Genomic DNA, 20,111 nt, shown 5'->3' with positions numbered 1-20,111 from the left:
CAGCTTTCCGCCCATGCGCCTGCCGGCTACAATGTCTGTTTCAAAGAATTACCGAATCGCGGCGACTGCCGCTGCGGCATGACGAGGCGGGAGTGACGGCGCAAACATTGCCAGCCACCGATGGACAGCCGAGGGCACAGGCCGAGCCTGCGCCAGTGCGAGATGTTGTTTTCATCAGCAAGGCGACCCCCGGTGATGACGAGTTCGCCCTATGGCTCGCGCCGCGCCTTGAAGCGGAAGGCTACAAGGTATTCGCGGACATTCTCTCGCTTCAGGCGGGCGACCAATGGCGGCGCGTGCTCACCTCGACGCTTCAGGACAGGGCCGTGAAAATGCTGCTGTGCTGCAGCAACGAGACGCTCGCGAAGCCCGGCGTGGTCGAGGAGGTCGAGATCGCGTCGGACGTGGCGAAGGAAGTTAAAGACAAGCGGTTCATCATTCCGCTCAAGCTTCAGAAGCACAAAAAGCTGTTCGGCATCGGGGGATTGCAGTGGATCGACTTCGAGAAAGGATGGGCGCAGGGCCTAGCCGCATTGCTCGACGCGCTCGCAAAGCAAGGCGTGCCGAGAACGGCGCGGTCGATCAGCCCGCACTGGGAAGCGTACCGAAAGCGCCTCTCTGTGAAAATCGAGCCGGTCCCGGAGACACTGATTTCTAACTGGCTGCGCGTCGCCGAGATTCCAGACACGATCCGCTACTTCGAGCCAGTGGGAGCCATCGGGCCGAGCTCGATTCCGTCGGCAATCAGGGGCTATGGATTCCCCGCCTATCAGCATCTTCGCGGGTTCTTCGCGTTCGCCGACGAGGCGGAGATCAATCAGGCGGTTGGCGCGCTCGGCAAATACAAGACGCGCTTTGAAATGCCGACTCTGCAGTTTCTTGAGAAAGGGCTGCCCGAGTTCAATGTCCGGCCGCGGGAGGCTTCGAACATGCTGATCGCTATGTTCCGGCAGGCGTGGGAGATGTTCTGCGAAAGCAAAGGGCTGCGGCGCTATGCGTATTCCAGCAACTCCGGTTTCCATGCAGGTGATGGCCAGGTTGCCATCGGCAAGAAAATACCATGGGGGAGGCAGGGCGACCGCCGCTCAGCGATGCTGAGGAACGTCGCGCGCGGGAAGGTGTGGAACTATGGCGTGTCGGCGATCCCGTATTCATGGCCCTATCTTCATTTCAGGCTGAAGGCGCGTGTGCTGTTCGCCGACTGCAACGACGGCAAGCCGGGTGATGTGATCGATGACGACCGCCAGCAGTTCCGGCTGAGACGGACCGTCTGCAAGGGTTGGCGGAACAAGCAGTGGCATGGCCGCTTCATGGCCTTCCTTGAGATGCTGAGCGGGGATTCCGCTTTCCTGCATCTCCCGGCAAGTCCATCCGCTTCGATTAAGCTGGAGGCAGCCCCTGTCTTGTTCACGTCTCCCGTCAGCACTCTGCTTCCTGACAGGCTCGCCGACGAGCAGGAAGAAGCCGACGCATCGACCCTCGGCAACCGGGACATCGAGGAGGACGACGCGTGACCGAGCTGCACGAGAAATCGCTGGAGGTTATTCATATCGACGAGCCTTTGCTCGGCTTCGGGCGCGGCCAGATCTGTGACCATCCGAAAGACGGCTTGTTTTTATATGGCCCGAATAGCGCGCTGCCCCGCGCCAGGACGATCACGGTGGGCGTGGTCGGGACATCCGACGGAATTCGGTATTTCCGGCGAACCATAGAGCGTATGAAGGGACGCATCGATGTGCCTCCACCCGGCAAGCTTGAGAAGGAGGTGCGCCTACATCTCTCCAACTTCCCTGGCCTTGAAGAGGCGTTCGGCTTGTGCCTCGATCTGGGCGGACTCGCCGAGCGCGAAATTTCGTTGAAGGCTCTTGATGAAGCCACCCGCTCGCTGAACCACCACGAGGCGGTGAGCAAGGCCGTCGATCTCTACGTTTCCGCGATAGAAGACTATGACAGGAACGAAGAGCGCACTATCGACGTGTGGGCGCTGATCCTTCCCGAGCTTATCTTCGAGCGCTGCAAGGTAGGCTCGCGCCGTTCGGGACTGCCGCTCGTCAAAGGCGACTTCGGGAGGAAGCAGAAGGCGAAAGCCGACCTGCCCTTGCTCGAACAGATAATCGATCAGGCAGGCGAGGACATCTTCGATGATGTTCCTGATTTTCATCGGCAGGTGAAAGCGCGCCTCCTTAAGCTCAACCATACGTCCCAGCTTCTTCGGGAAACGACGCTCGCGCCCGAGGAGTTCACCAACGAGGCCGGTTATCCGTCGCGCACTCTGCAGGAACCGGCTACCGTCGCATGGAACATCGCGACCGGGCTTTACTACAAGACGCAGCCGGAGCCGCCGTGGAAGCTCGCTAACGTGCGGCCAGGTGTTTGCTATCTCGGGTTTGTGTACAAGTTGCTCCCCAACCACAGGGACAACCACGCATGTTGCGCGGCGCAGATGTTCCTCAACGAAGGCGACGGTATTGTCTTCAGGGGAGCGAACGGCCCATGGCGGACAGCAGACCGGGAGTTTCATCTCCAGCCTGCGGAAGCCAAGAAGCTCATCACCACCGTGCTGAACACGTTCCACGACAAGCACAAGGCCTATCCGGGCGAGTTGTTCATTCATGGTCGCTCGAAGTTCAACGACGAGGAGTGGGCAGCGTTCGCAGAGGCCGTGCCGGAAGGAACCAACCTTGTCGGGGTAAGGATCAGGACGACGGACGGCGACACCAAGCTTTTCCGGAGAGGCGATTATCCCGTGCTCCGGGGAACAGCCATCCTGCTCGATGACGCGAACGCGTATCTCTGGACGAACGGTTTTCTACCGCGGTTGGACACTTATATCGGGCCTGAGACACCGAACCCGCTGTTCGTGACGATCATGAAGAGCACAGGTTCGCCGCCGGACTTGCGCATGGTCCTGACGGACATCATGGGGCTGACAAAGATCAACTACAACGCCTGCAACTTCAGTGACAGCCTTCCGGTGACGGTAAGATTTGCCGACAAGGTGGGCGATGTGCTGACGATGGGAACGGCACAAGGAGCCGAGCGGCAGCCGTTCAAGTTCTACGTGTAAACGTCGACGAGGCGGGGCTTGGCGTAGCCCCTGCTTGACACCGGGCTAGCGGCCCGCCAGAATTCACGCGTGCATGTGAGCATAAGGCTGCGCCTGGCACCTTCGAATACCGTGGCCGCTAAGAATCCAGCACCAGTATGTACTGGGAAGGCTGAAGAATCCCGCAAAACAACCGATGGAGGCGTGCCATGCACGACACGGATACGTTTGCGCGGATGCCGGCATTGGATTCGACTGCCGAGCAACCGCCCTTTGCTGAAATTCTTTCACGCTACGAGAGAGAGTTTGAGGTCGTATTCAAGACTGAAAATTACCTCGTACGCGACAATGGCGCTGTGTTCAGACGGGCACGCCCACAGGCCCGTCGAAGGCGACTTGACGAAGTCTGGACATTCGGAACGCTCAATAGGCACTCAGGATACTTCGAGATCAACGGCCACGTGGTTCACCGAATTGTCGCGACAGCGTTTCACGGACCTGGCCCGACGGCAGAGCATGTGGTCGATCACATCGATACGAATAGGTTGAACAATCGTCCGGACAATCTGCGCTGGGTTACGCGGCTCGAAAATATACTTCTCAATCCCATCACCCGCGCGCGGATCGAAATCGCCTACGGCTCGCTTGAGGCATTTTTTGAAAACCCGGGCGCATGTTCGATCCCCAACTGGGAGTGGATGCGGATCGTGACGAAAGAGCAGGTGGAGGAGAGCCGAACGCGCCTGCTGGCCTGGGCCGAGAAGGGGCAGGCTGGCAGAGGCGGGACGTTGGGCGACTGGCTGTACGAGCCCACGTCTGAGCAGAGGCCAGGAGCCGGCAATGCGCCCGATGATTTCTCCCAAGGAGCGGCCAAAAGAGAGTCGCATCAAGCGCCAAATTTCACATCTCCCGGTATGGTGGGCGAGCCGCTGCGAATCCGGGGTACGGTTGTGACGGCGGCTCACGAGCAAGAGCCCACCGATACACCTTCGCTCACCACGGGCGCCTTTCAGCGCAAATGGCGCACACCTACTGAGTTTCCTCAATGCCCCGAGAGCGCGTCGCCAGAAAGTCTGAAAATCTACCTTGAGCGGCTTGCGCCCGGCGAGCTGTTTGCCCGAAATCGATATGGCGAAAGTACGGTTCTGGAGGCGGCAATCGGTCCCGATGGAACTCTGTCCGTCGTGTGCGGCACACCCTCAGGCGTCAAGGACTGGAGTCATGCCCGCGTGTTCGTTGAGGGAGGTTTCTTTTGCCATGAGTCAGGCGGAATGTTCTTCACACGGGAAGGCGCGATGAAGGCGCATTGCATTGCCGTTGGAGCGCCATTCGATGCGTACGACGATTCGATAGATGACTATTGTTAGGCGGGTAGAATTGCGCATGCTGCGGGCCTGGTCCCGTTAGGTCTGCGCTAAAAGGATTCGTAGTGTTGCGGTCCCTCGGCAGGTGAAGGACAAGATGTCAGACTATTCGAAAATACATAGCCTTATCGCAGTTTCCAATGATCCTGCTAAGCTACGAACGTGGATCGAGAACGCCCGAAAGGGCGGGCAAGTGGAGATCAAGGCTGCTGCGTTCCGCCGCCTCATTGCTATCCTTCCGAAAGAGGCGCCAGGCACGGTAGAGTACGACTTGTGGCAGACCATACATGCGTTTGAGCATGTGCTGAGCGAAGAACGCGGCAAGACGACACGCCTCTCCAGGACACGTCAGAAGGTCGCCCGCGTGGGTGAGGTTGAAACGCTTCGAGATTGGGCGATCAGCAGCAAGAGCACCGAGGGGTTCAACATGCTGATAGAGCGCAATATGCCTGAGCTCACCGGTGAGGCCATCGTCCTAAGACACGCGGAAAAGTTTGAAGCGGATGTTGTGGTCGCTGCCCGGAGAAGGCTGGAGGAAGCAGGTGTCGATATCGATGGCCTCATGGCAGCGCCTGGAGCAGCAAGCTTGAGCTCTTAGACTTGGGCTGTGTCGGATTAATACGAAGAAACAAGGACATACGAGTTACCAGTTTCATCCTCATGGGCAGGCCTATTGACGTCAAAAACACACAACGCCCTCTCAACGTTCACCCTTCGTACTTCGAAAGTCGCTATGATGTCCGGAATTATTTGGCATTTCGTGGGGTTTACCAGTCCGGAATTATGGCTTGCGTGTGTGCGGCCTATGCGACTGAAAACAAGGGCGTTTTCAGGCCGAGGGTAGGAGTTTCTGATCCTAAGACCAGGTTTACCAATGGCCTCAATGACAGTTAATTCTGGACCGGCGTTAAGTGTTTGGATTTGCATGGAATCCAGCCGCCCTTGTTGGTAAACCCGCTTACGGTCGGCAGCGGATTGGTCAATCCAAGACCCCAGGATTGGTAAACCAAGGCCGCAGCCCTATTGGCCAAGGCCCAGCTTTCCTTCCACTGTCACCGGTCACCCTTCCACACCTCGCGAAACGAACTGCGGCCAATGGCTGACATCCGTACGGCTTCCTGAGGCTGCGTGGGGGACCCAAGGTTTGGTTGTCACGCCAGGGATAACTCGAGCTGCTACCCGGTGGTTTCCGTTCCGCCGCTAGGGACTAGCGCACGATGTCGAGGAAAGAATTCGTCCCGCTCAACCTGCTCGCCACGTCGGCAGGAATCTCGCGGCAGGCAATTTGGAAGGCCTGCCAGCGTGGCAACTGGCGAGGGCACGCTCTGGAGGTGCGCGTTGTTCAGGGTAAGGGTGGCAACGCAGGCAAGCATTATCTCGTCAGTTTGGCTTCACTCCCACCCGCGTTGCAACTCCGATTGAAGCCCATTGAAACGACGGTTCAAAAAGGTCCGAAGCCGGTTGCATGCCGAGGCCGGTACGGTCGAGTCGATAAAGGCAAGAGACGCGTAGTCATCAGTCGGCAGTGGGATGCTTTGGTACCCTTCGACCCTGGCACAAAGGCCAAAATTGCAGAGGACCTAAAACAGGAAATCCGAGGGCTTCTGGCAGCCGGCGCAGCTTGGGGACACGTCAAGTTATTGGCCCGTAACTTCCTGGTCGAGACGACCAGGTCATGGGGGTTCCGCCCCAGCGATTTTTCGAGTTTCGAGCAAGCTTGTTCGATCCCGTGGACGCTCGTTTCGGAAGAGCTACATTATCGGAAGGTTCACCAGTTCCGCACCAACCGCAAAGCCTACGAGGACAGCCGCCCGCGCGGTCGGCGTTCTATCGAAGGCATGCGCCCGATGGAATTGGTCGTCGGAGACGTGCACCCGATCGACATCCACCTGACGCGGGCTGGGGGCTCGATTTGTACAGCGAAGTTGATCGCGTTTCTCGATTGGGCGACTGGCCGCGTCTGGTGTGATCTGATCGCATTCGACAAGCGCGGCGGCGTCAACAATCGTGACGTGATCGAAGTCTTCGCGGCCATGGTGGAGCATCCTGCCTTTGGCCTGCCTGAAGCCCTCTACATCGATAACGGCAAGGAATACGGGTTCGCGACGTACCTGGACGCCGCAACGATACTGACGGTGCCTGGATTCCATGGGCCGGCTCGCACGGTGAGGGTTGTCAACGCCTTGCCTTACAACGCCCCCGCAAAGCCAATCGAACGCTGGTTCGGGGACTTCGAGTCTCGCTATCTGAGCTCAGTACCGGGCTGGATTTCCGGCAACCGTATGAACAAGCGCCAGGAGGCGATCGGCCGGACGGTTGCGCCCTTTGGCACCTTCGAAGATTTCGTTCCGGCGTTTTTCGGTCTCCTAAAGGCCTATCACAGCGTGCCCACGGGAAAGCAGAGCGGCCTGAAGGGGCTTTCGCCCAACGCCATTTTCCAACAGCACGTTGCTACAGGATGGTCAGCGATCACCATGAGCCGGGATGAGGTCCGCGCGTCTGTGGCGCGCCGCGTCGAGCGCACTGTGATTCAAGGCGCGTTTCAGATCCGTGGGCGTCGGTGGTCCTGCGAAGAGCTGTGGCAGTATACGCACGATAAGGTTCTGGTCTGCGAGCCCGTCTATCATGCGCCGGCCGAGCTACTTGTGCTGGACATGAAGGGCAACAGGCTTGGGATCGCCACCCCCGATGTCGCACTTCATCCGCTTGATCATCGGGGCGCCCAAAGCACGGCAGCACGGGCGAAAGCGCATCGCAGCGCGATCGTGGAGATGGCACGCTCGGTCCCGAAAATCGACGTTGCAGCTCGGCTGACAGCGCTTGGTCAGGCTCAACCTGAGATCATCCCCAACGAGCCGGCAGGCAAAGTGTTGCTCGATCCGTCTAATCGGCCGGCCCGGATCGTGATGCCGAAGAAGCCATCGAACTCCGAAGAGCGCCGACGCGAACAGGACGAGCGCATAGCCGCTCAGATGGACCTAGTGAAGAGGATCGTCGGATGACGATGTTTGTTGAGACTCGCGCTGCACTCACTGTGCGCGCCGCCTTCGATACTGCGGTTAAGATGCGATATCCGGTGCTCGCGGTCGGCAAAGCCGGACTCGGAAAGACGGTGGCGCTCAACTGGATAGCCGCCCAAAGCGGAGCTGCCTATTGTGAGGTTGCGCAGCATACCAAGGCTATCAGGCCGATGTTCCTGATGCTGCATGACGCCTACGGCGTCCAAAGGGACAGCAAGCACACATACGATCTTGCGAAGGATTGCATGAATTTTTTGGGCGCCCGATACGGCCCGACGCGTCCGTTGCTGGTGGACGAATATCAGAACTTCACACCCACTGTTTTGCGGGAGCTGCTGCATCTTCAGGAGAGGTGCGGCTTCGCTTTACTGCTCGCCGGCAACACTCATCGGTTAGCGGGTACGAGGCGTGACACCCACGCTGTGGATCAGATCGAAAGCCGTATCGGCATGCGTTTCGAGATCGGGCAGCCGACGCGGGAGGACTGCGTGAGGATAGGAGCCGAACACAACGTTGAGGGAGCCGACGCCTACGAGGCAATCGCCACCTACGGTCAGAACACCTCCCTTCGCGCGCTGTGCCACCTGCTCCAGAACTGCGCTGCCGATACCAGCGGCGACGGCAGCATTCGTCTTCCCCGGATCGAGACCATGCTTCGCGTCATGTCGTGCGGCAGCGACGCGCTCAAGCTTCTACACGAGCGCCGAAACGACTTCGCACACGACGTCAGCGGCCGCACTTAATTCCGGACGACGACAGATAATTCCGGACATCACACTGGAATTTTTCGGGGACGGGCCCAAGACAGTGAACTTCAAAGGAGCTTTATCTTCGAGTAGCGGACAACAATTTTGTCCTGCCGGAAGCGGCGCTCCAAGTCGCCCCTCCGGCGCTGCCAATCTGAAATGTCCACCTTTGGCGTCATCACCTCGAAGACGACAATTTCGTCGTTGTTTGTTTCTCCGCCCTCCTTCCAAAGACCCTGCGCAGGTGCGTGGAGATAGGCGGTCACGCCTTTGAAGCGGGCCGCTAGCTCTTCTCTCAGACGGTCGAATTCTCTGCCGGGGAAGGGTTGACCCTGGTTGTCTGAAAGCGGCAAGAGGATTTGGACGAGATACATAGCAATGGCCGCCGTGCTGCGGGTCTCAGTTGAATCTACTTACGACGGGTGTGATCTGCGGATCGGCTCGATAAAGGAAACGGGCGACGCTCGCCCGTTGTTGTCACACTTAGCGATGTCGGGTCCAAAATACGTCGTTCCGCCGTTGGACCGAGCCGCTACCTATTTCAACTCCCTAGGCGCGTTTCACTCCCTCGCGTGAGTCAAGATGCGGAATAGCACCCACTGAGAGATCGCTTCGCGCAGCCTGGTGAAAAAGTTGCCTTCTTTGTCGATGGCGGACCGAATTTGAACAGCAGCCCATCCGGCTTTCATCGTCCCGCCGACATGGCAATGGCAGACGATAGCGTGCAGCTGCCAATCCGAGAGTTCGAAGAAGCGCTTCGATTCGCCATAGGTGTCGTTTTTCAGTCCTTCCGCGCGCAACATCGGATCGGCGTAGGCGGTGCTGAGCGCGGAGCCCAGCGACTGGGCTTTGTCGCGAACCTCCAAGCTCATGTATTCCGTGCCTGGGAAGGCGGCGAGGCGCTGTTCGGGATCTTGCTCGAGCAGCCTTGCCCAATGTTCCAAGCGCTGAGTGCGTGTCATAGCCGGAAGAGCTGCCGCGACTTCCGCGACCTCATGCAGTTCTTCGATTGTCTGATGTTTCATGGCCGTCTCCTTTTGGCGAGGCGCTAGCCTGCATAATTCACAGGTCGGAATGGGCCTCAGTCGTCCCTATGCATGCGAACCTGCAATGGGTCGGGAAGTTCCGTGGCCGGAAAAATTTGCCGCCACCCCTGCATTGACCCCAATGTCCCGGCGGCTCAGACCAACCCAGCAGCATGCTAGTGCGATGCTTGGACTAGTCGTTGGAGCAAGGGGTAATCCTTCAAATCTTTGTAAGGGGTGATATCAAGATCCCCTGGCACGCGACGCAGCTGTTCCTCATCGATCGCTTTCTCGTGCCCCTTGATAACGCTTTAATAGTGCCGCCAGGTCAGGCCAGCCTCCCTGACCGCATCTCTTTCGATGCGCGAGGCGATTTGATGGGCGTGCAGATAGTGCAGCCGCAACTCGTCCAGGAGAGTTTTTTCAACGATTTCGTGGCACACCAGAAATGGTTCGAGCCGTACGTCCTTGCCCCTCCACAGGATGGTGCGCGGCAGGTGGCGATCGATGTAAACCGTCGATGCATCCTTGCTGTATCCAGCAATGTAGGGGATATCGAAATCGTGGCTGACCTTCACCCGTCGATGAAGTGGTGGGGGCTCGCAGCGACTGCCGCCGGCCTCGCAATGATGACATCGCGATTTTGGCCGGCTGCAGTTCTCACCTTGGCAGGCTTTTGGCTCTGGTCCGCCGCAACGTGGACGCAACCCGATCTACCGCAGGGATGGAAAAGCGTCGACCTCAAATATGGAGCGAGCCTCGGTCGTGACGGTTCGCTCGATCATCACCGTGATCTGTTCGCCACAGTTCGAGCGCTGGCTGGTGACGGAACGCGCTTCGTGGTGCTCCCCGAAAGCGCGCTCGGCTTCTGGACGCCGACTGTCGCGCGCCTCTGGCAGCAGGGCTTGCACGGGCTTGACGTCACCGTTGTCGCCGGCGCGGCTGTCATTGACGAGCGCGGCTACGACAATGTCATGGTCGCGATCTCCGCTGACGAGGCCCGTGTCCTCTATCGCGAGCGCTTGCCGGTTCCGGTTTCCATGTGGCAGCCCTGGCGCGCTTGGTTTGGGCGAGACGGCGGAGCCCGCGCCGATCTCTTTGCGAACCCGGTGGTCGACCTCTCCGAAACGAGGATCGCACCGCTTATCTGCTACGAGCAACTCATCGTCTGGCCTGCCCTCCAGTCGATGCTGCATTCGCCCGAGATCGTCATCGCGACTGGCAATGGATGGTGGACCGCCGGCACCTCAATCGTCGCCATCCAGCGAGCCAGCGCGATCGCCTGGGCGAAACTCTTCGCCGTACCGATCGTCACAGCTTTCAACATATAGGTACAGGAGGAGCCGGGTGGTCGATGCCGCCCTCATCCAGCACATACCTTGTTCGATTGGTTCACTGTTATTTTGCGGGACGTCCTAACGCGCTATTTCTTGTAGATTGCGGCGACCGAGCGTTCGAGCGCAAAGGCGAACCCCGCATCGGGATGCCCTTTGACAAGCGCTGCCTTCAGCTCATCGGCGGATTTGCTCGCTAGCAAGGCCTTTTCCCAGCTGTCGAGATAGGCTCTCGTATAGGTGAATATGGAATTGTCCGACCGGCTTTCCGGCTTTCGATGTCCAGGAATCACCGTTTTTGCGCCGATCGCCTCCAGCCTCTTGGTGCTCTCGCGCCACTTGCCGATCTGGTCGGGAGTTGTGTTTTCCTCCAGCCAGAGATGCGTGTCGGTGTACCCGACATCCGCTGCTATGAGGGTGTTCAGGGAAGGTATGTGAACCGGCGTGACGAATTCCGTGTCGCCATGCATCGGGTCCAGAATGTCGATGCGTTCGCCCTCCAGCAGCAGATGGTCCCGGGTCAAGACGCCGGGCACGATGAGCTTGTCCGTGAAAACGCCCGGCGGCGCGTGTTCGTTCAACGCCTTGAGGGTCGGAGCGGATGCCTTGTTGATCATCGCAAGGACCTTCGGATGGGTCAGAGGCTTCGCTTCCGGGAAACGCTCCAACAGCACTGACAGGCCAAGCAAATGGTCTGGATGGTAGTGGGTGACCAGGATTGTCTCGATCTTCCTTGCTGTCGCCTGGATGACGTCGGCGAGTGCTTTGGCATTCGCGACCGTAAACTGGGCGTCGATGACGACGGCGGATTTCTCGCCGACAATTACCGTGCTGTCGACCATCACGCCGGCTTCATCAGCCGTGAACACCGTGGCCTCGGAGGCAGCGGCGAGGGAAAGCCTGCTTTCCATCGCCGTCGCGGCACCGGCTGCACCGAGCGCCAGAAAATTTCGTCTGTCGAGAACGAACATGTATAGATCTCCGCGTTTCTGGCGGCGTTGCTCAGCGCGCCAGGCAGGGTTTCGATGAGTTGTTTTGCCTCGAGTAAAAGTTCGGAGCGTGCGCGTCGGAGGGCCAACCGTGGCGCGGCACGGACATCAGCCCTGCCGTGGGCGCTGCCGGCCTGTGAAATCAAGCCGCCATTCTGGCCACCAGCGGGGAGACGGCCTCAAGAGCACTGTTCATGGAGTTGGCGCGAGCATCGTCGCCGCGCGACATGTTCTCCGCCCGGATGAAATCGAGGTCCTTGATGCCGATGAAGCCAAAAGCCGTTCTGAGGTAGCTCTCCTGGAAATCCATAGTGGCCAGCGGGCCGGAAAGATAAGAACCTCCGCGCGTCGAAACGATGAACACCTTCTTGCCGGCGGCAAGGCCGATCGGACCATTCTCGGTATACCTGAAAGTCTTGCCGGGCTGGATGACGCGATCGAGCCACGCCTTGAGCTGGCTGGCCAGGGAGAAATTGTACATCGGAGCGCCGACGACAATGATATCGCTTGCCAAAAACTCTCCGACAAGCGCGTCGGACCGGGCGTATTCACGGCGTGTCGCCTCATCCGATACGTCGAATGCGAGCGGGCGAAATCCTGCTCCGATCGGCCCGTGGGGGACCGCCTCTTCCACCAGATCGTGATAGGTCACCGCAGCGCCGGGATGCTGATCGAGCAGGTTCGCCACCACAGCTTTCGTTAGCGTTCGAGAAGCGGACCCCGCGCCCTGGATGCTCGAGTCGAGATGAAGAATGTGCATGGCGTTTGGCTCCGTTGAAGTGTGTGAACCATACTTATGCCAACGCACTAGCGTTGCACTAGAAGGCCAAATGGCACAGATTGTTCTACTGGTGAGACAATCCAAGGCGGGAGATTTCCATGGATGACCTGAACGAGCTGACGATGTTTGCTTCCGTCGCGCGTCACGGCAGCTTTTCGTCGGCGGCCCTCGCTCTCGGAATTCCCAAGTCGCGCGTCAGCCGGCGTATAGCAGCCCTGGAGGCCCGTCTCGGGGTTCGGCTGCTGCAGCGGTCGACCCGCTCGGTCAATCTCACCTCCGTGGGGCAGGAATTCCTGAAGCATTGCAATGAAATGATCGACGCCGCCCGCCTGGCCTTCGAGATCGCCGAGCAGGCGGGTGAGGCGCCGGCGGGCCGCCTGCGGGTAAGTTGCCCGGTTGGGCTTGCTCACGTTTTTGTCGCGCCCGTACTTTGGAAATTCATGCGGGCTCACCCGGCCGTGCGACTGGACCTCGATCTGACCAACCGGCGGGTCGACCTTATCGCGGAAGGCTATGACATCGCATTGCGAGTCCGCTCGACCATCGAGGATTCTCAGTTGATGATCCGGCGGTTGGGGATCAGTGAGCAGTGGCTCGTGGCGGGTCCTGAATTCGTCTCATCCCACGGTCCTTTCGATGCGCCCCAGTCCTTGCACCTGCAAAAAGGACTTGGTCCGGCTGGGGTGAGGGGTGAACGGAATTTGTGGCGTCTGACGGCGCCGGACGGCCAGGCCACCGACATCGAATATGTCCCGGCACTCGCCACCGATGATATCCATATGCTCGGCCAGGCGGCTCTTGCGGGAATGGGCATTGCTCAATTGCCACGCAACCTCTGCGGAGATGCCGTCCGCAAAGGCCGACTGGTCAGGCTGTTGCCGGACCACACTTTGCCCCCGCATCAGTTGCACGCCGTATTTCCTTCACGGCGCGGGCTTGTGCCGGCCGTTCGCACCTTTCTCGATTTCCTGGGCCACGAATTGCCGCAGCTGACCGCCAAAATCGAGGACGGCTACGCTACCGGTTCCAGAGACGGTGGTTTGCTGACATTGTGAGGTTAATTCAGCTGCGCGTCCGTGTTGATTAGAACGACCGACTTTGCGGCCGACATTTTAGGTCGCCTGCCATCATTCAGGAGGGCGCTGAGCTCGGGCGATTTCACTTCAGAGATACAGTCAACCCTCAAGGTGGATCTCAACGGCGCGAAGCTGCTGGCGATGTCGGCTCAAAGGCTCGGTCTGTTGTGGGATCCCGCTAACTTCATGGTTGATTGCTTCCGGCGGGGAGTCGATAGCGGACTCGCTGGGAAGGACACCGCTGCTTTGGCCACGGTTTTTCGAGGCAGCTGATTGTCCGTAAATCACCCCCCCAGGAATTTTCGCAGCACGTTGGTTGTCAGCCTCGCAATGTCGTTGTCGTAGTTGTTGGTACCCAGACTACCCGCCCAACAGATCGACCCCGTCGAGAACACCTTTCCGCCGCCTGGGTGATCGACAAGAACCACGTCGGCGCGCACATGCGGGTTTTTGGAACCTTGCTGGTTCGGCGCCACTTCGGTGACGCTGTCGAGGCTGGGGAAGAACAGATCGTTATGCCTGGACGACATCAACACGACCGTGCTGTCGGGCGTCCCGCGCGCTGGATCTGCATGATCAAGCTCATCGCCGGCCGCGCCACCCAACAAATAGCCGTGCTCGCCCAGCGTTTCGCTCGCAATACCCTCGAAAACCCACGCCACCGCTTCGGCATAGCTTTCCGGCGTGCGCGTGAAGCCCGAGGCGGGTCCCCATCCGGCGGCGGCCATGCCAACCCCAAGGAAAGGATTTTGGTCACGACCGCGGTGCCTGTAGGCGCCCCCCATCTCGCCGGTCGAACTGTGATAGAGCTCAGCCGCATGGGAGGTCCAGTTGCGCTGGGCCGCATAGCCCCGCCGCACCTCGATGGCGGTGCGCAGGTTGTCGACGTAACTCGTGACCCAGAAAAATCCGTTGGCGCCGAGATACATGAGCTTGCCGCCGCCCTTGACGTAATTTTCGAAAGTGTCGAATTCGGCTGCAGTGGGGTATTCCGGATGACTCCCGGTGAGGACCACGTCATAGCTGTCGAGCAGGTCCTTGCCCAGGGTGTCGACGTCCTCATCGGTCGCCACATTGAATTCGACGCCGATGCTGTCCAGCCAACCGGTGATGAAAAAGTCGCCGGAGAAATGTCTTGGACCCCCGGCCAGCCAGTTGATGTAGTTCGGCTGCATGTTGGTCAGGGGGCGCAACCGCGAAGCATAGATCACCCCGCTATCGTCCGAATGCCGATCGTACAGCGATCTGCCGAGTGAAGGCATCTGCTGAAGAATGGTTTCCGCCTTGTCCAGCACGATCGGAAAACTCATCATCTTTTGGTGGGCGATTCCGCGCTCGCCCTCCCAAAGATGCTCGTTGCCATAGGCGAGGTAAGTGTTCGTCGGAGCGACGAACAGGACCCGTTTCCTGACCGCGCCCGGGCGAACATAGAAGGGAATGTAGTAGCTGGTTTCACCCTGGTTCAGGCGAACGGCATATATCCCGCTTTCGGCGGGAGCTTCGACCTCGAAGTCCGTTTTCCATTGAGCGTCATCGAGATCGTCATCATGCAGATGCAATGCATTCCACTGCGCCGGGTCGTCGGTCCAGCGGATGGTTTTCTTGTCCCATGCAGGACCAAGAACCGCTCGAGCCGGCCGGTTGAGTAGCCGTCCGTGCCGCCCGGCCCCAGAGACGTCCACCGCGATGTCACTGTCCATTTGCCTGGAGAAGTCCCATTGCAGGATAGGCAGCTTCGGCGACGCTCCGAATACATTGACCTCGGATACGCATCCGTTGAAGCAGTCCGTCGCGCGGCCGTCTTCGGCATGCGCCGCGCCGACACGAAAACGTGCGGCGGATCCTTCCGCTACGATGACCGGTGTGGACCAGCGGTGTGCGCCGGTCTGTTCCTCCGCGGTCAGGCGCAGTTCCGCTTCGCCGGGGTCGTAGACAGCCTTCAAGAACACCCAACGCCCCTTCGGCAGCGGATCGGGTGAGGACACTGTCGTGACCGCGCCGTTCGACGACCGCAGATATATCGCCGGCCGGCCGGCCCGATCGAGTTCAAGCATCAAGCGAGTGACAGAGCTATCGTCCGATAGGCTGAACAGTGTCTGGCAAAGACGACCTGGGGCGGTCGGTTTCACGCACAGACTGACCCCGACCCCCTTGGCGAAATCGACCCTCGGCAAGGCAGCATCGACGAACGATCCCGGATGAAGTGCCTGCACCCGGCCGGTGTGCTGACAATTGCTGTTGGATGACACGGGTTCTTCGGCAACCGAGAGACCGGCGGCGCCTTCTTTCATGCCTCGCAGGCGCACCAGTTGCGATCTGTAGATGCCCGCAGCGCTGACTTTGATTTCGACATGGTCGCCTGCATCGACGGAAAGCTTATCGGCATAGCCGATCAACATCTTGATCTTCTCCCAACTTGGGTTGCGGCAGACAGGCGGCCAGTTTTAGCGCGACGACGAAGATCCGCTTCGGGCAATGAGCGCGTCCGCTATGACCGCGGCTACGAGCACGCCGCCCTGAACGAGCAAGCGCAATTGCGTGCTGGCGTTGATCAGGAACATTCCGTTGGCGATCGAGCCGATGACGAGGGCGCCAAGAATAGCTGCCCAGACACTGCCACGACCGCCAAAAAGGCTCGTCCCGCCAATGACCGCCGCCGCGATTGCCTCCAGCAAGAGACTTTGGTCAGCCGATGCCGGGGAGACGCCCAGCACCCGGGCCGCAGCCACGACCCCGCCGAGCGCCGTCAACATGCCGAGAATTGAAAAAGCCGCCATCTTCATCCAGTTCACAGGGATGCCGGCGCGGCGTGCCGCCTCGGGATTGCCGCCGATGGCGTATAGCCAAATGCCGAATGGAGTTTGGGTTGTGGCGTAGGACAAGATAGCGATCAGGCCCGCAAGCACGGCAACGGTCAGAGGCACGCCTCGGTAAGCATTGAAAATGGCGACAACCGCCAGACTGGCAAAAATGATGGCGACGCCAATGGCTATGGAGCGCATTAGATTCGATGGCAAACCGTAGGCCACTCTTTGGCGGTGATCGTTCCATCGCATGGCAAGGCCTATCAGCCCGACCGCCGCGGGCAAGGCATAGCTGACGGTCGTTGGCAGGCGGTACGCGGCCAGGAACTGCAAATCGGTCCCGGCGAGAGGAACAAGGCCGCTTTCTGCCGGAAGCAAAATCAGCAGGACACCTTGCAGCATGAGCGAGAAGCCGAGTGTGACGATGAAGGCAGGTGCGCCGCTATAGACGATCATCGAACCCTGCAGCAAACCGTAGAGGCCGCCGACGGTAATCGCGATGATCAGCGCGATCGACAGGCTGACGTCCATGTTGACGACGAGCACGCCGACAATGCCGGCGCACACGGCCGCGAGACCGGCAACCGAAAGATCGATCTCGGCAACGACCAGCACGAGGACAAGGCCGAGCGCCACGATGCTTGTGGTCGCGATCTGATCGGCAAGGTTGGTTAGGTTGCGCGCTGAGAGAAACACTGGGGATTGCGAGGCAAAGATCGCCCAGATGAGAGCCAGCGACAGCAGGACCGGTACGACACGCCATTTTGTCGATAGCGCCTCAAGCAGGTTCTGCCTGAAACTGATTTTCGCAGGCGCCGTTGTGACTGAAACTTGTTGTCTCGTGGTGTTCATAGCCTGCATCCCTTCAATGGTCTGTGCCGGTTATGGCTGCGACCAGGCTGCCCCTCGTCCATTCCGCGACTGGCCGCTCGGCGGCTTTGCGCCCCAGGCGCAGGACCACGATCCTGTCTGCAATGTCCAACACATCACCCAGGTCGTGAGAGACGAGGATCACGCCCAGACCCTGCTCGCGAAGGCGCGCGATGAGTGCCATGACCTCCGCCCGTTGCGCCACGCCAAGCGCGGCGGTTGGCTCGTCGAGCAGAATCACTCGCGGTTTCGACAGAACCGCGCGCGCGATGGCCACAGACTGGCGCTGGCCGCCAGAAAGCCGTCCCACGGAGATACTGTAGTCCCTGATCTTCACGTTGAGACTGGACAGGGCCGCATGGGCTCGAGATTCCATCAGCGGTCGCGAGAGCTTTGCACCCCGAAGCAGCCCTGAATGCATTTCCCTTCCCAGGAAAAGGTTCTGAACGGTATCCAGATTGTCGCAAAGCGCGAGGTCCTGATAGACCGTCTGAATGCCCAGCTCCGCCGCATCCTGCGGCTTCCTCAGCGATACCTCTCTCCCGTTGAACAGAATCCTGCCCTCGTCGGCGGAAACGATCCCGCTGATGATCTTGACGAGGGTCGACTTTCCGGCGCCGTTATCTCCGGCCAGCGCCACGACCTCTCCCTCCCGGACATCGAAATCGACGCCCGAAAGGGCGGTGATGCCGCCATAGTGCTTCCCAATTCCCGCCAGGGACAGGATTGGAGCGTCGTCGTTCATGGCGACCATCTTGTTGCTGCCGCTTCTCTGCATCAGCCGCGACAGAAGGCGGAGTCGGCGGCCACGCCTTTGGCGCAGATCTGCTCCTTGGTATAAAGACCGGTGTCGACCACCGATTTCTGGATGTTGTCCTTGGTGATGACGCTATTTGGCGCGTCCACTTCGGGAATGCCCCCCTTGTAGCCGTTGTCGAACGTGGTCGCGACGAGATCCGCCGGTATCTTTTCGCCCTTCATCGCGTGCACGGCCAACTGGACGGCCAGCTTGTTCATCGCGACATAGTCCACCGTCATGTCCATCTCCTGCAGGCCGGCAGCAACGCGCTGCACGCCGGCAAGAGTGGCGTCGTACCCGCCAAACAGCTTGATCCCCTTGAGCCCGGCGGCTTCCACTGCAGCCAGCGCCGCACCGCCGGTGTCGTCATTCATCGAGAAGATCGCATCGACGCCATTGTGGGTCTTGGTCAGGCACTGATCCATTGCAGTCTGAGCATTGGCCGGGAGCCAAAGCAGCGCATCCGCCTGACAAACGACCTCCAATTTGCCGGCCTTGATCAGCGGATCGAGATATTCGCCAATGCCCTTCACCTGGTCGCCGTAGAACGGAAACTTGGGATCGCCGTAAATCTTCGCCAGCCGCACAGGCTTGCCGGTCTTGGCGTTCATCTCCTCGATTACCTTGGCCGCCGCCTGCGCCTGCTTCTGGCCGATTTCAACGAAAGGGGCGGTCAGGTAGGCGTAAGCAGGCCCGCCCGTGCAAGCGTGAATGGTGCATATGAGTGGGATCCCGGCTTGCTCGGCCAGAGCCAAGGTGCCCGCGGTCTGCATTGGATCGACGGCAACCATGACGATCGCTTTGGCATCGTTGGCGATAGCGGCCTGAACCTGCGAGGTCTGTTGCTGCACGTTGTTTTCGGAGTTGAGAATCTCAACTGTCATGTTCGGCACCAGTTCCTTGGCGGCCTTCAAGAAGGCCGGCTTGTCGAACTGCTCGAAGCGGACTGTCGTGAAGTCCGGCAGGATAAAGTAGATCTTGCCGGTGAGATCTTCTGCGGCGGCGGGAGGCGTGAGTGCCATGCATGCCGCGAACCCGCACATCAGCGCTGGCATGCGAATTTTCCCAACGAATTTCCTAAGCATTACGAGATCCTTCCATTTTCGCTGTTCTCTCTCTGATCCGCCGCATCATCCGAGTTTCGGAACATCACAGGGCTTGGAGCATAGCTTCGGCCGTGCTCCGTCATTTTGGGAGATTGCTATTTTGAAAGTTCCGGCCTCCGCCCTTGGACGCGCTCCCATCGCCTTACGCATCGATCGGCCGTTTCTGTGACGGTCTTCGGTGAATGCGTGTAAACGTTTTCAAAATGGCGCGCTAGAGCGACGGTGTCAAGCGCAAAGAGGTGGAGTGTTTCAGGCCATGTAGGCTTCGTCCGCGAGAACACATAGCGGTCGGCGAACGACCATCGCACGTGTGCTGCAGTGCTGATTGGCGTATCAGTGTGCGGCGTCCGGCGGATCAGCGGGCTCGCGTACCAACCGTCCATCCGATCACGGCTTGCGCAATAACGTCCGCAACGTCGGCATGGCTCGCATCGTTGATGAGATCGTGATGGGTATTGGCGAACAGGTGATGCCTTGCGCCTGGAATTCGTGACGCCCAGCGCCGCGCGAGATCAGGAGGGCAAAACATGTCCTTGTCCCCGCTGATCATGAGCGCGGGAAGGCTGAGCTCAAGCAATCCGGCCTGTATCTGCTCACAGACCGGCGCCGAGAGGACGCTTCTTAGATGGACGAAGGCCATCGTTGCATCGAACTTGAGTGGGTCGAATTCCAGTTCGTCTAGATAGAAGGGGTCAAGCGACATCACGCCTTGCTCAGCCTGGCGCTCTTGCTCTTGGCTGATCCCCTCGACAGGCATGCCGCCGAGCACCACCCCACGGAAGGGGCCAGCGCCGGCAATGACCACCGCAGCTGCCGTCATCGCGCCCATCGAATGTCCGACCAGCACCATCGGAAGCCCGGGATTTTCCCGCCGCGCTATCCCTGTCAGGCGCTCGGCATTCGTTCTCAGATCGGCCATGGAGCCGGCATTGCCCCGCTGGCCATCCGAGAGCCCGTGTCCGATCGCATCAAGCGCCCAGACGCCGATTCCCTGTCCATTCAAGGAGTTCGCGAAGCGGTGGTAGAGGCCGCTATGTTCGCCATATCCATGCAGAAAGACGATCTGCGCAGTGGGCTTTAGCGGAGCCCAGTGGCGGTAGTAGACCTGTCCGGAAGCGCCCTCAAACCTTGGCATCGACCACCTGTGGCGG

At 59.6% G+C, this 20,111-nt stretch carries 17 protein-coding genes; 8 read left to right on the top strand and 9 right to left on the bottom strand.

The window, feature by feature from the left end:
- Positions 1–92: 92 nt before the first annotated feature.
- The 6 genes from EOA28_RS01890 to EOA28_RS01865 all read left to right on the top strand — a co-directional run bounded on the left by EOA28_RS01890 (position 93) and on the right by EOA28_RS01865 (position 8,173).
- Positions 93–1,514 (top strand): toll/interleukin-1 receptor domain-containing protein, encoded by a 1,422-nt coding sequence (locus tag EOA28_RS01890; protein ID WP_189341894.1) that lies wholly within the window; start codon positions 93–95, stop codon positions 1,512–1,514.
- A complete protein-coding gene (locus EOA28_RS01885) occupies positions 1,511–3,067 on the top strand; it encodes a hypothetical protein (protein ID WP_128314493.1) in 1,557 nt (518 codons plus the stop codon). The genes EOA28_RS01890 and EOA28_RS01885 overlap by 4 nt, the downstream gene beginning before the upstream one ends.
- A gap of 188 nt (positions 3,068–3,255) precedes the next feature.
- A complete protein-coding gene (locus EOA28_RS01880; protein ID WP_128314492.1) occupies positions 3,256–4,413 on the top strand; it encodes an HNH endonuclease signature motif containing protein in 1,158 nt (385 codons plus the stop codon).
- Between the two features lie 94 nt (positions 4,414–4,507).
- The gene (locus EOA28_RS01875) at positions 4,508–5,008 is read left to right on the top strand and encodes a hypothetical protein (RefSeq protein WP_128314491.1); all 501 of its coding nucleotides are present in this window, start codon (positions 4,508–4,510) and stop codon (positions 5,006–5,008) included.
- A 619-nt stretch (positions 5,009–5,627) separates the two neighbouring features.
- Positions 5,628–7,412: a hypothetical protein gene (locus EOA28_RS01870; protein ID WP_128314490.1), complete on the top strand. Its 1,785-nt coding sequence runs from the start codon at positions 5,628–5,630 to the stop codon at positions 7,410–7,412.
- A complete protein-coding gene (locus tag EOA28_RS01865) occupies positions 7,409–8,173 on the top strand; it encodes an AAA family ATPase (protein WP_128314489.1) in 765 nt (254 codons plus the stop codon). The genes EOA28_RS01870 and EOA28_RS01865 overlap by 4 nt, the downstream gene beginning before the upstream one ends.
- Positions 8,174–8,244: 71 nt before the next feature.
- Here the strand turns inward: EOA28_RS01865 and EOA28_RS01860 are convergent, their stop codons facing one another.
- Both EOA28_RS01860 and EOA28_RS01855 read right to left on the bottom strand, forming a co-directional pair.
- Positions 8,245–8,550: a hypothetical protein gene (locus EOA28_RS01860; RefSeq protein WP_189341893.1), complete on the bottom strand. Its 306-nt coding sequence runs from the start codon at positions 8,548–8,550 to the stop codon at positions 8,245–8,247.
- Positions 8,551–8,736: 186 nt separating this feature from the next.
- On the bottom strand, positions 8,737–9,201 hold the full coding sequence (locus EOA28_RS01855) for a hypothetical protein (protein ID WP_128314487.1): 465 nt from the start codon (positions 9,199–9,201) through the stop codon (positions 8,737–8,739).
- A 200-nt stretch (positions 9,202–9,401) separates the two neighbouring features.
- On the opposite strand from EOA28_RS01855, the gene EOA28_RS01850 reads away from it, so the two are divergent.
- Complete coding sequence (locus EOA28_RS01850; protein WP_245501452.1) at positions 9,402–10,532, top strand: conjugal transfer protein TraB; 1,131 nt, start codon at positions 9,402–9,404, stop codon at positions 10,530–10,532.
- A 92-nt stretch (positions 10,533–10,624) separates the two neighbouring features.
- On the opposite strand, the gene EOA28_RS01845 is transcribed toward EOA28_RS01850, so the two are convergent.
- Complete coding sequence (locus EOA28_RS01845) at positions 10,625–11,506, bottom strand: MBL fold metallo-hydrolase (RefSeq protein ID WP_128314486.1); 882 nt, start codon at positions 11,504–11,506, stop codon at positions 10,625–10,627.
- Between the two features lie 160 nt (positions 11,507–11,666).
- Positions 11,667–12,284, bottom strand: a complete 618-nt coding sequence (locus EOA28_RS01840; RefSeq protein WP_128314485.1) for an NAD(P)H-dependent oxidoreductase — start codon at positions 12,282–12,284, stop codon at positions 11,667–11,669.
- 119 nt (positions 12,285–12,403) lie between these two features.
- Between EOA28_RS01840 and EOA28_RS01835 the strand changes: the two genes are divergently transcribed.
- Positions 12,404–13,360 (top strand): LysR family transcriptional regulator, encoded by a 957-nt coding sequence (locus tag EOA28_RS01835; protein ID WP_128314484.1) that lies wholly within the window; start codon positions 12,404–12,406, stop codon positions 13,358–13,360.
- Between the two features lie 305 nt (positions 13,361–13,665).
- Here EOA28_RS01835 and EOA28_RS01830 read toward each other — a convergent pair whose 3' ends face one another.
- The 5 genes from EOA28_RS01830 to EOA28_RS01810 all read right to left on the bottom strand — a co-directional run bounded on the left by EOA28_RS01830 (position 13,666) and on the right by EOA28_RS01810 (position 20,095).
- The gene (locus EOA28_RS01830; RefSeq protein ID WP_128314483.1) at positions 13,666–15,780 is read right to left on the bottom strand and encodes a N,N-dimethylformamidase beta subunit family domain-containing protein; all 2,115 of its coding nucleotides are present in this window, start codon (positions 15,778–15,780) and stop codon (positions 13,666–13,668) included.
- A 45-nt stretch (positions 15,781–15,825) separates the two neighbouring features.
- Positions 15,826–17,037 carry an ABC transporter permease gene (locus EOA28_RS01825; RefSeq protein WP_210214910.1) on the bottom strand — a complete coding sequence of 404 codons (1,212 nt, stop codon included), beginning with the start codon at positions 17,035–17,037 and terminating at the stop codon, positions 15,826–15,828.
- Between the two features lie 13 nt (positions 17,038–17,050).
- Complete coding sequence (locus tag EOA28_RS01820; protein WP_128314481.1) at positions 17,051–17,800, bottom strand: ATP-binding cassette domain-containing protein; 750 nt, start codon at positions 17,798–17,800, stop codon at positions 17,051–17,053.
- A 32-nt stretch (positions 17,801–17,832) separates the two neighbouring features.
- The gene (locus tag EOA28_RS01815) at positions 17,833–18,909 is read right to left on the bottom strand and encodes a sugar ABC transporter substrate-binding protein (protein ID WP_189341892.1); all 1,077 of its coding nucleotides are present in this window, start codon (positions 18,907–18,909) and stop codon (positions 17,833–17,835) included.
- A gap of 406 nt (positions 18,910–19,315) precedes the next feature.
- Positions 19,316–20,095 (bottom strand): alpha/beta fold hydrolase, encoded by a 780-nt coding sequence (locus EOA28_RS01810; protein ID WP_128314479.1) that lies wholly within the window; start codon positions 20,093–20,095, stop codon positions 19,316–19,318.
- Positions 20,096–20,111 lie beyond the last annotated feature (16 nt).

This window comes from Mesorhizobium sp. M2A.F.Ca.ET.067.02.1.1, from assembly GCF_004023285.1.
Lineage (GTDB): Bacteria > Pseudomonadota > Alphaproteobacteria > Rhizobiales > Rhizobiaceae > Mesorhizobium.
The sequence above is the reverse complement of the archived record's forward strand: the minus strand, read 5'-3'. Positions and strand labels throughout refer to the sequence as shown.

Bases quoted from the DNA above. Each gene is read 5' to 3' on its own strand.
- EOA28_RS01880 (WP_128314492.1), top strand. From the start codon at position 3,256: ATGCACGACACGGATACGTTTGCGCGGATGCCGGCATTGGATTCGACT.
- EOA28_RS01875 (WP_128314491.1), top strand. From the start codon at position 4,508: ATGTCAGACTATTCGAAAATACATAGCCTTATCGCAGTTTCCAATGAT.
- EOA28_RS01870 (WP_128314490.1), top strand. From the start codon at position 5,628: ATGTCGAGGAAAGAATTCGTCCCGCTCAACCTGCTCGCCACGTCGGCA.
- EOA28_RS01865 (WP_128314489.1), top strand. From the start codon at position 7,409: ATGACGATGTTTGTTGAGACTCGCGCTGCACTCACTGTGCGCGCCGCC.
- EOA28_RS01860 (WP_189341893.1), bottom strand. From the start codon at position 8,550: ATGTATCTCGTCCAAATCCTCTTGCCGCTTTCAGACAACCAGGGTCAA.
- EOA28_RS01855 (WP_128314487.1), bottom strand. From the start codon at position 9,201: ATGAAACATCAGACAATCGAAGAACTGCATGAGGTCGCGGAAGTCGCG.
- EOA28_RS01845 (WP_128314486.1), bottom strand. From the start codon at position 11,506: ATGTTCGTTCTCGACAGACGAAATTTTCTGGCGCTCGGTGCAGCCGGT.
- EOA28_RS01840 (WP_128314485.1), bottom strand. From the start codon at position 12,284: ATGCACATTCTTCATCTCGACTCGAGCATCCAGGGCGCGGGGTCCGCT.
- EOA28_RS01835 (WP_128314484.1), top strand. From the start codon at position 12,404: ATGGATGACCTGAACGAGCTGACGATGTTTGCTTCCGTCGCGCGTCAC.
- EOA28_RS01830 (WP_128314483.1), bottom strand. From the start codon at position 15,780: ATGTTGATCGGCTATGCCGATAAGCTTTCCGTCGATGCAGGCGACCAT.
- EOA28_RS01825 (WP_210214910.1), bottom strand. From the start codon at position 17,037: ATGAACACCACGAGACAACAAGTTTCAGTCACAACGGCGCCTGCGAAA.
- EOA28_RS01820 (WP_128314481.1), bottom strand. From the start codon at position 17,800: ATGAACGACGACGCTCCAATCCTGTCCCTGGCGGGAATTGGGAAGCAC.
- EOA28_RS01815 (WP_189341892.1), bottom strand. From the start codon at position 18,909: ATGCCAGCGCTGATGTGCGGGTTCGCGGCATGCATGGCACTCACGCCT.
- EOA28_RS01810 (WP_128314479.1), bottom strand. From the start codon at position 20,095: ATGCCAAGGTTTGAGGGCGCTTCCGGACAGGTCTACTACCGCCACTGG.